The organism is Hasllibacter halocynthiae (assembly GCF_003003095.1).
In the GTDB taxonomy this organism is placed as follows: Bacteria; Pseudomonadota; Alphaproteobacteria; order Rhodobacterales; family Rhodobacteraceae; genus Hasllibacter; species Hasllibacter halocynthiae.
This window is the reverse complement of sequence record NZ_PVTT01000001.1, coordinates 733,249-746,556: the sequence shown is the minus strand read 5'-3', so window position 1 is coordinate 746,556 and position 13,308 is coordinate 733,249. Positions and strand designations below refer to the sequence as shown.

Below are 13,308 nucleotides of genomic sequence, written 5' to 3'. Positions count from 1 at the left end.
TTGAACGCCGAACGGGGGACTTCGCTTGCTCGACTGGCCGACCATCGACATGCGCGACCTGATCTACGGCGTGCTGGGGCTCGCGCTGCTCGGGCTGACCTTCCAGACCGCGCTCGGGAAGTACCGCCTCGTCAACATTCCGTTCTTCTACATCCTCGGCGGGATCGCGGTCGCGGCGCTGGGATTTCCCATGATCGACCCCCGCGACGGCGCCTGGGAGAGCGCGGCGATCGAGCATATCTCCGAGTTGATCGTGATCATCTCGCTCGCCGGTGCGGGGCTCGCCATCGACACGCCCATGAACTGGCGGAACTGGAAGTCCGCCTTCATGCTGCTGCTGGTCGCGATGCCGCTGACCATCGCGGCGACGGCTTTCGCCGGGGTCGCGTGGCTGGGCCTGCCCTTGGCCGGCGCGCTCCTCCTTGCCGCGGCGTTGGCGCCGACCGATCCGGTCATGGCCCGCACCGTCCAGGTCGCCCCGCCGGGCAAGGGCGAGCGGCCCATGGAAGTCGCGCTGACCGCCGAAGCCGGGATGAACGACGGGCTCGCCTTTCCATTCATCTACCTCGCCATCAGCGTCGCCAGCTACGGATGGATGGCGAACGGCGCCCTCGGCGCGCCCGAATGGTTCTGGACCCAGTGGCTGACCTTCGACCTCTTCTACCGCGTCGCGGTCGGGTGCATCGGCGGCTTTCTCGTGGGATTCGCGGTGTCGTGGGTCGTCACGTCGCCCGTCGGCGATGCGCGCAACGGGGCCTGGAACGCCATCGTGACGGCGCTGTCGGCGACGCTGCTGTCCTATGGCCTCGTCGAGGCGGTGGACGGTTACGGCTTCCTCGCCGTGTTCTTCGCCGCCCGGGCGGGACGGATGAACACGCGCGGCACGTCCTCCGAGGATTATCAAAGGTTCGTCCATCATGGATCGGACCAGCTCGAGACGATCCTCCTCGCGTTCCTCCTCCTCTGGTTCGGCACGTTCCTCTACGCCGGGGGCATGGCCGGGGTGACGTTGGCCGAGATTCTCTTCGCCGCGCTTCTGATCTTCGTCATCCGCCCCGCCGCGGGGCTTCTCTCGCTGCTGCGCGTCGATTGCCAGAACCTCGAGAGATACAAGGTCGCCTTCTTCGGCGTACGCGGCATGGGCTCCGTCTTCTACATCGCCTACGCGCAGAACCACGCCGAGTTCGAGAGTATCGACGCGGTTTGGCGCATCGCCGCGATTGTGATCTTCGCCTCCATCGGCATCCACGGCTTCATGGCGAACTTCATCGTCGGACCCGACGAGGAGGAGGACAGCGAGGATCATCCGAACGAGAGCGTCGCCCAGACCCGACCCGATGCCGCCGCATAGCCGCTAGAGCCGCCGCGCCAGCCACGCCCCGGCGCCCGCCATCGCGCCGACCCCGAGGGTCAGCGGCACGGGCGTCCCATCGTAGAGAAGGCCCACGGGCGCGGCGAGGGCGACGGCCCCGACGGTCGCCAGCGAGGCCACCACCGAAGTGGCGAGGCCGGCGACGTGCGGCAGCGGCTCGAGCGCGATGGTGTTGACGTTGCCCATGACGAGGCCGGCCATGAAGAAGACCGACACCCCCCAGAGCCAGAAGGCCGGGAAGGGCAGGGCGCCTGCCGACGCCAGCGCCGCCGCCAAGAAGGACAGGACCGCCAGGACGGCCATTGTTCCCGTCACGATCCACCCCAGGGGCAGGCGTCCCACGAGGCGCGCGTTCAGAAGGCTGCCCCCGGCGGAGAGGACCGCCAGGGCAGCGAACCAGAGGGCCAGCGACGCCCCGCGGCCGTAGGGTTCCTCGAAGACGTAAGGCAGCGAGGACAGCGTGGCGAACAGCGCCGCGAAGGCCAGCATCTGCACGATGATCGCGCGCCGGACGCGGGGGTTCGACAGCGTCTCGCGCAGGGCCGCCATCAGAAGCGCGGGCCGGATCGGACGGCGGCGCGGCGGCGGCAGGCTTTCGGGGAGGCGCAGCCAGAGCCAGCCGACCGAGATCGCCGAGAAGACCAGGAACGCCCCGAACACGCCCCGCCAGCCCGTGACGGCGATGATGCCCGCCCCGAGGAGGGGCGCGACCGCGGGCACCAGCGCGAAGACCGTCATCACGAACGACATGATGCGCGCCATCTCGGGCCCCGAATGCCGGTCGCGCACTATGGCGAGCATGGTGACGCGCGGACCTGCCGCGCCGATCCCCTGGATCAGCCGCGCGAGGAGGAGCCCCTCCAGCGTCTGCGCGAAGAAGCCCCAGCCCGCCCCCGCACAATAGAGCGCCGCGCCCAGGGCGACCGTCGGCCGGCGCCCGATCGCGTCCGACAAGGGGCCGGCTAGGAAGGTGCCCGCGCCCATCCCGAGAACGAATGCCGTGAGCACGAACTGCGCGAGGTTCGGCGCGTCCGGCGACATCTCCTCCGCGATGTCGCCGAGCGCCGGCAGCACCGCATCGATGGAGAAGGCGACCGTCGCCGCGAGCATCGCCATGAGGGCGATGAACTCGATCTGGCCGGGTCCCGGCGCGGCGCGCCCGGCGGCGGCGGCGGTGGCCATGTCGGGCCTCGGGGCGAGTGGGTCGCCCGACGCGGGCGCGCCGGGGCGAAGCCTCACGCGGTCCCGCCGGGATGCGTCTGCGGGGTGCCGGCCAGCTCGTCGATGACGCGCTCCCAAAGGTCGGGAGGCTGGGCGCCCGACACGGCATGGCGGTCGCCGACGATGAAGGTCGGAACGCCCGTCACGCCCTTCTCGCGGGCGTTCGCGTCGCGTGCGGCGACGTCCGCGCGATCCGCATCCGAGGCGAGGAGGCGGGCCACCGCCCCGGCGTCCATCCCCGCCTCGCCGGCGATGGCGGCGAGGACCTCGGGATCGCCGATGTCCCGTCCCTGGCGAAAGTAGGCGGCGAAGAGCGCGTCTACCACCGGACCCTGCCGATGCTCGACGCCCGCCCAGTGGATCAGGCGATGGGCGTCCAGCGTGTTCGGCGTGCGCCGGATCGCGGACCAATCGATCTCGATCCCCGCCTCGCGGGCGGCGGCGTCGATGCGTGCATAGACCTCGGCTGCCCGCTCGCGCCCGCCGAACTTGTGCGAGAGGTAGTCGCGCCGATCCATGCCGCCTTCCGGCATGTCCGGGTTCAGCTGGAATGGATGCCAGGCGACCACGAACGGGTGGTCCGGCCGCGCCTCCAGCGCCCGGTCGAGATGGGTCTTCCCGATCAGACACCAGGGGCAGATCGGATCGGAGAGGATGTCGAGGCGCACCATGAATCCGCCCTACGCCCGCACGGCGCCGGCGTCACCCCGGATCGCCCGCCGCCGAACCTCGGCCGCCGGCAGGAGAACAAGGGCGGATACCCTAGGTGCGGCCGATCGGGGGGGCGGGCTGGTTGTCGTCGCCGAACTCGCGGTCGTCGTCATAGACGTCCTCGCCTTCCGGGATGTAGCGGCCGGACTCGCCGATCATCTCGTTGTCCTTGGACTCGTCCATGATGGCGTCGAGGGGGACGTCGCTCTCCAGCCATTCGCGGATCTCCTCCTCGACGGTGGCCTTGTCCTCGCCCGTGGCCTCCATGAGATAGGCGCGAACCTCGGCGCGGTCGCCCTCGAGGTCCTCCAGCTCCTCTCGGTCGGCCTGCGGCCACTGATCGATTACGGCGTCGATGAAGGCGGGCCAGTCGGCCTTGACCTGTGACCATTTCATGTCGGGTTCCTCCGGGGTGCGTGCATCTCACCCGGGCAACCCCGATCCCGGGGGGATCGGTTCCCGCCCCAGAGGCGGGAAATGCGGGCGCGCTTTCGATCTGGCGCGCCCCTGCCATGCGGGCCCTCACTGCGCCTCGGTGGACCACCAGACGTCCGGCTGCCAGCCGATCCAGTCGCCGTAGATCGGGACGTAGTCCGGGTGCGCGACCGTGTCGTAGTAGGCGAGGCGAGAGATGTTCCACTGCCAGACCGGCACGAAGTAGCGCCCAGCCATCAGCGCCCGGTCTAGCGCGCGCGTCGCGGCGAGGAACTCCTCCCGCGACTGGGAGGAAAGGATCGCGTCGATCATGGCGTCCACCGCCGGATCCTCGATGCCGGCCCAGTTCCGGCCGCCTTCCAATGCGGCGTCCTCGGACCCCCAGTAGCGGTACTGCTCGTTCCCCGGCGAGAGCGAGAGGCCGACCCGGTAGTAGGTCATGTCGAAGTCGTAGGACCCCGTGCGCTGATTGTACTGCGCCTGGTCGACCGTGGTCACGGTCGGCGTGATTCCGAGACGGGCGAGGGCCTGCACGTAGATGTCGGTGATCTGCTGCGTCTCCGTCGCGCCCTGCTGAAGCAAGATCTCGAAGCGGAACGGCTCGCCCGCCTCGTTCCGCAGCACGCCGTCGTCGCCCGGCACCCAGCCCGCTTCCTCCAGCAGGCCGAGGGCCGCGCGCACCCCGGCGCGGTTGCGCTCGGACCCGTCCCCGACGGGCAGGGCGTAGCCGTCGATGGCGCCGGGCAGCAGCTCGTCTGCGAAGGGCCCCAGCAGGTCGGCGACCATGTCCTCGGCCGGCCCCTCGCGCATCCCGAGGTCGGAGTTGGAGAAATAGGAGGTGATCCGCGGGATATCGCCCGAGTTGATCGCCTCGTTGATGAACTCGAAGTTGAACGCCTGGATCATCGCCTCGCGGACGCGCCAGTCGTCGAAGGGCGGCTTGCGGGTGTTCATCACGAAGCCCGTCATGCCCGAGGGGCGGCGGTGGGGCACCTCCTCAAGGATGACCTCGCCGCGCTCGACCGCCGGGAAGTCGTACTGCGAGTTCCAAACCGCGGCGTTGAACTCGCGGTGGGTGGTCAGCTCCCCGGCCTTGAACGCCTCGAACACGACCGCGCCATCGCCGAAGAACTCCAGCCGGACCTCGTCGAAGTTCGCCTGACCCTGCATGAAGGGCACGTCCGCGCCCCAGTAGTCCGGGTTGCGTCGCAGCGAGATGAAGCGTCCGGGCTCGAAATCGTCCACTACGTAGGGCGCGGTGGCGATCGGCGGCTCGAGGGGTGATTCGCCGAAATCGCGCCCCTCCCACTGCGCGCGCTGCAGGATCGGCCGAAGTCCGCTTATCAGCGCGAGTTCAGGGTTTTCCTCCGAGAAGGTGATGCGGACGGTGCGGTCATCCGTTGCCTCGATGTTCTCGATGCTCTCCCAGAGGCCCCGGTAGCGCGGATGGCCCTCGGTCCCGAGCGTCTCGTAGGACCAGATCACGTCCTCCACGGTGACGGGCGTGCCGTCGCTGAACGCGGCCTCCGGGCGAAGCGTGAACTCGACCCAGGAGCGGTCGGGCGCGGTCTCGACCCGCTCTGCGAGAAGGCCGTAGAGGGTGAAGGGTTCGTCCCAGGAACGGCCCATAAGTCCCTCGGAAGTAAGGTATCTAAGGTTCCACGGCACGTTGCCGCCGAGGATGAAGGGGTTGAGGCTGTCGAAGCCGCCCGCCTCGCCGGTGACGATCCTGCCGCCCTTCGGCGCGTCCGGGTTCGCGTAGGGAAGATGCGCGAAGTCCGGGGGAAGCGCGGGCTCGCCGTACATCGCGATGCCGTGGCCGTCGGCGAAGGCCGCGCCCGGCAACGTCAGCGCGAGCGCCAGAACGGGCTTCCTTGCCCTCGTGATCATCCCCATCAGCATGCTCGAAACGACGCCCCCATCTTCTTGTGTCCGCTGGCGGTTTGGTAACGTCCGCCCGGCCGGGGCACAAACTTTCGGTTGGACTCGGGCGAGCGGGCGCCTATAACCAAGTCACTGCTCGATAGGTTTCTTGCCTGTATGAAACCTGCCTCATGACTTAGCGCCCGCCTCGTGCGGGCGTTTTTTTGTTCTGCGCTCGGTCGGCAGGATCGGCCTCGCCCGGTCGGGACGCCTTCAACCCCGACACCGCTGCCCCTAGTGTCGCCGCGACGCGGCATGAAGGGGGATCGGCGATGGACCTGAAGGGCAGGACGGCGGTGGTGACCGGCAGCAATTCGGGGATCGGCCTCGGCATCGCGCGCGTACTGGCCGGCGCGGGCGCGCGCACCGTCCTGAACAGCTACACGGACGACGAGGCTGACCACGCCCTCGCCGCGCGAATCGCGGAGGAGACGGGGGCGGAGGTCCGCTACGTCGCGGCGGATCTGTCGAACGGCGGGGAGGCCCGGCGCCTGATCGAGGAAGCGGGCGAATGCCACGTCCTCGTCAACAACGCGGGCATCCAGCACGTCGCCGCGATCGAGGATTTCCCCCCGGGGAGGTGGGACGCGATCCTCGCCGTCAACCTGTCCTCCGCCTTCCACACGGCGGCGGTCGCGGTGCCCATGATGCGGCGGGCCGGATGGGGCAGGGTGGTGAACGTCGCGTCGGCCCACGGATTGACGGCCAGCCCCTACAAGTCCGCCTACGTCGCGGCGAAGCACGGGATCGTCGGGCTGTCCAAGGTCGTAGCGCTGGAGACCGCGGAGGAGCCGATAACCGCGAACGCCGTATGTCCGGGCTACGTCATGACGCCGCTGGTCGAGAAGCAGATCCCCGACACGATGGAGAAGTACGGGATGGACCGTGAGACCGCGATCCGCGAGGTGCTGCTGCAGCGCCAGCCCTCCAAGGCCTTCGCGACCGCCGAGCAGATCGGCCAGACCGTCCTGTTCCTCTGCTCGGACGCCGCGAGCCAGATCACCGGCACGACCATCAGCGTCGATGGCGGATGGACAGCGCTGTGAAGGCGCCGATGGGCGGGCGCCCGGGTGGCTGAGGGCGTCCGCGTCAACCTCGCGCTGCAGGGCGGCGGCGCGCACGGGGCCTTCACTTGGGGGGCGCTCGACCGGCTCCTCGGCGAGGAGGACGTCGAGATCGCCGGCATCTCGGGCACCTCGGCGGGCGCGCTGAACGGGGCGGCGCTGAAGGCCGGGCTGATCGAATCGCGAGACGCGGCGCGCCGAAACCTTGCCTGGTTCTGGGGCGAGGTCGCGCGGGTCGGCGACTTGCGCCTGGCCAACTGGATGACGCATTTCCTGCCCGACGCGGGAAACCTCGCGCGTTTTCTCGAGCTGACGCCGGGCTACCGGGCGATGGACGCAGCCACCCGCGTGTTCAGCCCCTACGGCTATGGCCCCTTCTACGACAACCCGTTGCGCCCCATCGCCGAACGGCTGTCCTATGACAGGGTCCGCGCGGCCGAGGGCCCGGCCTTCTTCGTGAACGCGACGAACGTCCGGACGGGCAAGGTCCGCGTCTTTCCCGCCGAGGAGGTCACGCCCGACGTCCTCCTGGCGAGCGCGTGCCTGCCCACGCTGTTCCAGGCCGTCGAGATCGAAGGCGACGCCTATTGGGACGGCGGCTACACCGGCAACCCCGCCCTCTTCCCCCTCTTCGGGCCCGACCTGCCGGCGGACGTCATAGTGATCAACATCAACCCGCTCGTTCGCCCGGAGGTGCCGCGCAGCGCGCAGGCGATCCAGAACCGCATCAACGAGATCGGGTTCAACACGTCGCTCCTGCGGGAGCTGCGCGCGATCGCCTTCGTGCAGCGGCTGCTCGCGCAGCGGCAGGTGCCCCAAGGCAGCATGAAGGAGGTGCTGGTCCACATGATCGCCGACGACGACCTGATGCGGCGGCTGAACGTCGCGACCAAGCTGGTCCCGACCCGCGCGGTTATCGAAACGCTGCGCGCGGCGGGCGAGGCGGCGATGGACAGCTTCCTCGCCTCGCATAAAGGGGACATCGGGCGGCGTGGAACCGTCGATCTGCAAGCGATGTTCGGCTAGGAGGTCGCGTGTCGCGTCCTGGCGGGACGTGCGACAAACAGAACGAAGGAAAGAGACCCCATGCGCCTGCTCGCCCCCATCGTGATCGCCGCCCTCGCCGCCGCGTGCCAGCCCCTGCCCCAGGAAGGGGTCGTGATCGAGGACGAGCCGATCGTCGAGGCCATCCCGTCGACGACCATCGCGCCCTCCTAGGTCGCGACCAGCAGGCCCGCGGCCACGGCCCACATCACCGCGGCCGTGACCGCGTCGAGGATGCGCCAAGCAGAGCTTGAGCGCATGACCGGCGCCAGCACCTGCGCGCCGTATCCGAGGGCGGCGAAGAACGCGCCGCTCGCGAGCGTGCCGCCGAGGGCGAAGGCCCAAGCGTCGCCGCCGAGACCCGCACCGATCGCGCCCATAAGCGCGAGCGTGTCCAGATAGACGTGCGGGTTGAGCCAAGTCAGCGCGGCGGCCGTCCCGATGGCGCCCTGCAAGGTCCCGCCGCTCGCGCCGCAGACGAGGGGATGGTGGCCCCGCCAAGCCGCGAAGGCCCGCTGCGCGCCGTAGACGGCCAGGAAGGCGGCGCCCGCCAGCGCCATCGCGCGGGGCATCCAGGGCGCCGCGTCGACCACCGCCCCGAACCCCGCGACACCCGCGAAGATCAGCGCCGCGTCCGAGGCCGCGCAGAACAGCACGACCGGCAGCACATGGTCCCGCGTCAGGCCCTGCCGAAGCACGAACACGTTCTGCGGCCCGATGGCCAAGATCAGGGAGCCCTGCACCGCGAGGCCGGTCAGGAAGGCCTGAAGCACGTTATTCGGCTGCCCGCAGGTCGGGTTCGGGCAGGGCGTCCTTGCCGTTCGGATAAACGAGCCCCGCCGATATGACGAGCTTCGCGGCGTCCTCGACGCTCATGTCGAGGTCGACCACCTCGGACTGCGCGAGGAACAGCAGGAAGCCGGAGGTCGGGTTCGGCGTCGTCGGCACGAAGATCGAGAGGAGCGGGTCGTCCGCGCCGCCCCCTTCGACGTGCTTCTGCGCCACCTCGCCCTTGGCGGGGGTCGATACGAAGGCGATCGCCCAGGCGCCCCGGCGTGGGTATTCGATCAGCACCGCGCGGTCGAAATTGTTCGCGCTGTCGGCGAACACCGTCTCGGCGATCTGCTTGGCGCCGCCGTAGACCGACCGGACGAAGGGCATCCGGTCGACGATGCTCTCGCCCGCGCGGATCAACTGGCGCCCGACGAAGCCCTTCGCCATCCAGCCGATCAGGATGGTGAAGAACAGGAAGAAGATCACCCCGACGCCGCGCAGGTTGATCCCGATATACTGCTCGGGGCGGAACTGGCGGGGAACGAGGGGCAGCACGAACCCGTCCACCCAGCCGATCAACGTCCAGATCAGCCAGACGGTCATCCCGATGGGCGCGACGACGATCAGCCCGGCGAGGAAGTTGCCCCGCGCCCGGCCGAACAGGCTGGACCTTCTGGCGCTTTCGCTCGGGGGGCGCGTGGGGCTCATGGATTCGATCTAGGCGGCGGGGCAGGGGGGCGCAACGCCGCAGGACATGCTAGCTGCCCGCGCCCCTCCGCCTGCATATGGCGCGGGCGATCACCGAAGCCAGCCGTGCGTTGTCGACGATCAGGGCGACGTTGGCCTCCAGCGACCGGCCCTCCGTCATCTCCAGCATGCGGCTCAGCAGGAACGGCGTGACGTCCTTGGCGGCGATGCCCTTCCTCTCCGCCTCGGCCAGCGCCGCTTCGACGACGGGCACGATCTCGGCCCGCGGTATCTCGGCGGCCGCGGGGATCGGGTTGCAGATCAGCTGCCCCCCCGGAACCCCCAGCGCGCCGCGGGCGAGGTGCGCGGCGGCCATGGCTTCCGGCTCGTCCATGCGCTGCGGCGCCGGCAAGCCCGAGCTTCGGGACCAGAAGGCCGGCATCTCGTCCTGGCCATGCGCGATCACCGGCACGCCGAGCGTCTCGAGCACTTCGAGCGTCCTCGGCAGGTCTAGGATCGCCTTCGGCCCGGCGCAGACCACCGTCACGGCCGTCTGCGACAGCTCCTGCAGGTCGGCGCTTACGTCCCATGTCACCTCGGCGCCGCGATGGACGCCGCCGATCCCGCCCGTCGCGAAGACGTCGATCCCGGCCGCGCGGGCGGCGATCATCGTCGCGGCGACGGTGGTGCTTCCCGTCCCGCCCCGCGCGAGGCACAGCGCGAGGTCGGCGCGGCTCAGCTTCGCGACCCCCTCCGCCCGGGCGAGCGCCTCCAGCTCGTCTGCGTCCAGCCCCACCTTCAGCACGCCGTCCAGCACCGCGATGGTGGCGGGCACGGCGCCGCCCTCGCGCACCGTCTCCTCTACCGCGCGCGCCGTCTCCAGGTTCCGGGGCAACGGCATGCCGTGGGTCACGATCGTGGACTCCAGCGCGACCACCGGGCGCCCGGTCGCCAGCGCCTCCTCGACCTCGGCCGCGATCTCGATCATCCTCATTCTCCGCCTTCTCCGCTTACGTATTCCGCCGCCGCGCGCAGCGCCGTATCCAACGCGCGCTCCCGGCCTTCGCCGCGCATCTCGGCCGCGATGTGCGCCGCCATGAACGTGTCGCCCGCGCCTGTCACGCGCCGTACCATGACCTCGCGCGGGCGGCGCGTCACGATCCCCTCGGCCGTGCCGAGGGCCGCCAGGCGGGAGCCGTCCGTCACCAGCACCCGCGTCGCCCCCCGCGCCAGAAGATCCCGCGCGCCCGCCTCAGCGTCCGGGGGGTCGGTCTTCGCGACCAGGCCCGCTTCCTCGCGGTTCACGTAGATCGTCGCGCCGGGATGCCGAAGAAGGGGCAGCAGCCGCTCGGCCTTGCCGGGGGAGGCCGGGGCGACACGCAGGTCGGCCCTCGCGAAGAGGGGCGATGCGGCGATCTCGGCCAGCAGCGCCTCCGTCAGGTTGCCGTCGAGCGCGACGGGGCCGTCCCAGCCCGTCAACGCCCCTTCCAGCGGGCGCAGAACCTTCGCGCCCGCGGCCTCCAGCGAATGGGCGTCCGCGATGGCGGCGATCAGCTCACCCGCGCCTTCGACGGCCATGTAGCGATCCGTCGGCAGGTCGTCCGACCGATAGAGGTGATCGGTGACCAGCCCCAGGACCTCGCACGCGGCGACGAGCTCGTCCCCTTCGGCGTCGCGCCCCACCGCCGAGAGCAGCGCGGGCACGAGGCCGAAGCGGCGCAGGGTCATCGCGATGTTCAGGGCGACGCCGCCGGGGATCCGGGTGATGCGACCGGGCACGTCCGACCCCTTGACCATCGTCCGAGGCGCGCGGCCAATCACGTCCCAGAGGACCGATCCGATGCAGAGGACGTCGGGCGCCATGGCCGGTCCGTAGGCGCAACCGGACGGCGGGCGCAACCGGGCCGCCGGAGGGTTGCGTCCGGGGCCCGGGCATCCTAGGTGCGCCGCACTTCGCAGGCGGGGACGGGCCGCGGGGGGAGACATCCCCCGCTCGTCCATCCGGTCGGTTCAATCCGCACCCCCGCCGAGGCTCAACCGGAAGAGAGAGGAAACGCAGACCATGTCTCTGCCCGACTTCACCATGCGCCAGCTCCTGGAAGCCGGCGTGCACTTCGGCCACCAGACCCAGCGCTGGAACCCCCGCATGCAGGAGTTCATCTACGGCTCCCGCAACGGAATCCACATCCTCGACCTCACCCAGACCGTGCCCCTGCTCGAGCAGGCTCTGGGGGTGATCCGCGAGGTGGTCGCGAAGAACGGCCGCATCCTCTTCGTCGGCACCAAGCGGCAGGCCCAGCAGCCCATCGCCGACGCCGCCGAGAAGTGCGCCCAGTACTACATGAACCACCGCTGGCTCGGCGGGACGCTGACCAACTGGAAGACCGTCTCCCAGTCGATCAAGCGCCTGAACGAGATCGACGAGCGCATGGCCGAGGGCGCCGAGGGCCTGACCAAGAAGGAGCGCCTGGGCATGGAGCGGGACCAGCAGAAGCTGCAGGCCTCGCTCGGCGGCATCCGCGAGATGGGCGGCGTGCCGGACCTCCTGTTCGTGATCGACGTGAACAAGGAGGATCTCGCCATCGCCGAGGCCAAGAAGCTCGGCATCCCGGTCGTCGCGGTGGTGGACACCAACTGCTCGCCCGACGGGGTGGACTACGTGATCCCTGGCAACGACGATGCGGCGCGGGCGATCGCCCTCTACTGCGACTTGGCCAGCCGCGCGGCGCTTGACGGGATGTCGGCGCAGCTCGGCGCCGCGGGCGTCGACATCGGCGAGTTCGAGGACGCCGCCGAGGAGGTCGAGGACCCCGGCGAGGCCGCCGAGCCGGCCGAGCTGGACGAGGTCTCCGCCGCGATGGCCGCCGCCGTCGGCACCTCGATGGCCCCGGACGCCGAGGGCAACGCCTCGACCGGTTCCGCCGGCGACGGCAACGCCGAGCAGGACGCTCCGTCGGACGAGGCGGTGCACGACGACGTGGCCCAGAAGGACGCCCCGCTGGACATCGAGAACAGCGAGCCGGGCGAGAAGGTCGACTGATCGCGCGGCGGCCCCCGGGGCCGCTTGCGAAACCGACATGGGGCAGGGGGCCTTCCCCTGCCCGCGACGCATTCAAGAGGTGACGAGATGGCGATCACGGCCGCTCAGGTGAAGGAGCTCCGCGACACGACGGGCGCGGGCATGATGGACGCGAAGAAGGCGCTGACCGAGACGGACGGCGACATGCAGGCTGCGCAGGACTGGCTGCGCACGAAGGGTCTCGCCAAGGCGGCGAAGAAGTCTGGCCGCACGGCGGCCGAGGGCCTCGTCGCGGTGCGCGTCGAGGACGGCAAGGGCGTCGCGGTCGAGGTCAACTCCGAGACGGACTTCGTCGCCAAGAACGCCGACTTCCAGGAGATGGTCGGCCAGATCGCCGAGACCGCCCTGCACGTTCCCGATACCGGCGCGCTCGGCGACTTCGAGATCGGCGGCAAGTCGATCAACGCGATGATCACCGACAAGATCGCAACCATTGGCGAGAACATGTCGATCCGCCGGATGGCGCACCTCTCGGGGGACACGGTCGTCTCCTACGTGCACGGGGCCGCCGCGCCAGGCATGGGCAAGATCGGCGTGCTGGTCGCCGTGAAGGGAGAGGATGGCGGTTTCGCGCGCCAGGTCGCCATGCACATCGCCGCCGCCAACCCCGCCGCGCTGGACGAGACGTCGCTGGACCAGGACTTCGTCGCGCGCGAGCGCGCGGTCCTGACCGAGCAGGCCCGCGAGAGCGGCAAGCCCGAGCAGGTCATCGAGAAGATGATCGACGGCCGGATGAAGAAGTTCCTGGCTGAGAACACGCTGATGGGTCAGGCTTTCGTCGTCGACCCCGACAAGACCGTCGCCCAGGCTGCCGAGGAGGCCGGGTTGGCCGTGACGGGCTACGTCCGCCTCGAGGTCGGCGAGGGCATCGAGAAGGTCGAGGAGGATTTCGCCGCCGAGGTCGCGAAGGCGCGCGGCGAGTAGGCGCGAGAGGCCAACTTCGATCGAAGGGCGGCAGGTGCGATCCTGCCGCCCATTCCGGTGCGGCCCGCAGCCTC

The 13,308-nt window shown here is 70.1% G+C and carries 14 protein-coding genes; 6 read left to right on the top strand and 8 right to left on the bottom strand.

Annotated features, from left to right (window positions below):
• Positions 1-25 precede the first annotated feature (25 nt).
• Entirely contained in the window at positions 26-1,351 is a 1,326-nt protein-coding gene (locus BCF33_RS03790; protein WP_106159569.1) for a cation:proton antiporter domain-containing protein, read from the top strand.
• A 3-nt stretch (positions 1,352-1,354) separates the two neighbouring features.
• Here BCF33_RS03790 and BCF33_RS03785 read toward each other — a convergent pair whose 3' ends face one another.
• The 4 genes from BCF33_RS03785 to BCF33_RS03770 form a co-directional block, all read right to left on the bottom strand.
• On the bottom strand, positions 1,355-2,554 hold the full coding sequence (locus BCF33_RS03785) for an MFS transporter (protein ID WP_106159568.1): 1,200 nt from the start codon (positions 2,552-2,554) through the stop codon (positions 1,355-1,357).
• A gap of 53 nt (positions 2,555-2,607) precedes the next feature.
• Positions 2,608-3,264 (bottom strand): DsbA family oxidoreductase, encoded by a 657-nt coding sequence (locus BCF33_RS03780; RefSeq protein ID WP_106159567.1) that lies wholly within the window; start codon positions 3,262-3,264, stop codon positions 2,608-2,610.
• A 91-nt stretch (positions 3,265-3,355) separates the two neighbouring features.
• A complete protein-coding gene (locus tag BCF33_RS03775; RefSeq protein ID WP_106159566.1) occupies positions 3,356-3,700 on the bottom strand; it encodes a hypothetical protein in 345 nt (114 codons plus the stop codon).
• A gap of 126 nt (positions 3,701-3,826) precedes the next feature.
• Positions 3,827-5,629 carry an extracellular solute-binding protein gene (locus BCF33_RS03770; RefSeq protein ID WP_245883707.1) on the bottom strand — a complete coding sequence of 601 codons (1,803 nt, stop codon included), beginning with the start codon at positions 5,627-5,629 and terminating at the stop codon, positions 3,827-3,829.
• A 305-nt stretch (positions 5,630-5,934) separates the two neighbouring features.
• Here BCF33_RS03770 and BCF33_RS03765 point away from each other — a divergent pair, with 305 nt between their 5' ends.
• Genes BCF33_RS03765 through BCF33_RS14430 form a run of 3 tightly spaced genes read left to right on the top strand, consistent with a single transcriptional unit; the run spans position 5,935 to position 7,944 of the window.
• On the top strand, positions 5,935-6,708 hold the full coding sequence (locus BCF33_RS03765; protein WP_106159565.1) for a 3-hydroxybutyrate dehydrogenase: 774 nt from the start codon (positions 5,935-5,937) through the stop codon (positions 6,706-6,708).
• Between the two features lie 24 nt (positions 6,709-6,732).
• Positions 6,733-7,752, top strand: coding sequence for a patatin-like phospholipase family protein (locus BCF33_RS03760; RefSeq protein WP_106159564.1), 1,020 nt, complete (start codon positions 6,733-6,735; stop codon positions 7,750-7,752).
• 60 nt (positions 7,753-7,812) lie between these two features.
• Entirely contained in the window at positions 7,813-7,944 is a 132-nt protein-coding gene (locus BCF33_RS14430; RefSeq protein ID WP_281259999.1) for a hypothetical protein, read from the top strand.
• On the opposite strand, the gene BCF33_RS03755 is transcribed toward BCF33_RS14430, so the two are convergent.
• The 4 genes from BCF33_RS03755 to BCF33_RS03740 are packed head-to-tail and all read right to left on the bottom strand — an operon-like array spanning position 7,941 to position 11,094.
• A complete protein-coding gene (locus BCF33_RS03755) occupies positions 7,941-8,543 on the bottom strand; it encodes a LysE/ArgO family amino acid transporter (RefSeq protein ID WP_106159563.1) in 603 nt (200 codons plus the stop codon). The two genes, BCF33_RS14430 and BCF33_RS03755, sit on opposite strands and share 4 nt — an antisense overlap.
• Before the next feature lies 1 nt (position 8,544).
• The gene (locus tag BCF33_RS03750) at positions 8,545-9,252 is read right to left on the bottom strand and encodes a DUF502 domain-containing protein (RefSeq protein ID WP_106159562.1); all 708 of its coding nucleotides are present in this window, start codon (positions 9,250-9,252) and stop codon (positions 8,545-8,547) included.
• 49 nt (positions 9,253-9,301) lie between these two features.
• Positions 9,302-10,225: a pseudouridine-5'-phosphate glycosidase gene (locus tag BCF33_RS03745; protein WP_106159561.1), complete on the bottom strand. Its 924-nt coding sequence runs from the start codon at positions 10,223-10,225 to the stop codon at positions 9,302-9,304.
• Positions 10,222-11,094: a PfkB family carbohydrate kinase gene (locus BCF33_RS03740; RefSeq protein WP_211292354.1), complete on the bottom strand. Its 873-nt coding sequence runs from the start codon at positions 11,092-11,094 to the stop codon at positions 10,222-10,224. Before BCF33_RS03740 ends, BCF33_RS03745 begins: the two co-directional genes overlap by 4 nt.
• 199 nt (positions 11,095-11,293) lie before the next feature.
• Here BCF33_RS03740 and rpsB point away from each other — a divergent pair, with 199 nt between their 5' ends.
• A complete protein-coding gene (gene rpsB / locus BCF33_RS03735) occupies positions 11,294-12,271 on the top strand; it encodes a 30S ribosomal protein S2 (RefSeq protein ID WP_106159560.1) in 978 nt (325 codons plus the stop codon).
• Positions 12,272-12,358: 87 nt separating this feature from the next.
• Positions 12,359-13,234, top strand: a complete 876-nt coding sequence (gene tsf / locus BCF33_RS03730; RefSeq protein WP_106159559.1) for a translation elongation factor Ts — start codon at positions 12,359-12,361, stop codon at positions 13,232-13,234.
• Positions 13,235-13,308 lie beyond the last annotated feature (74 nt).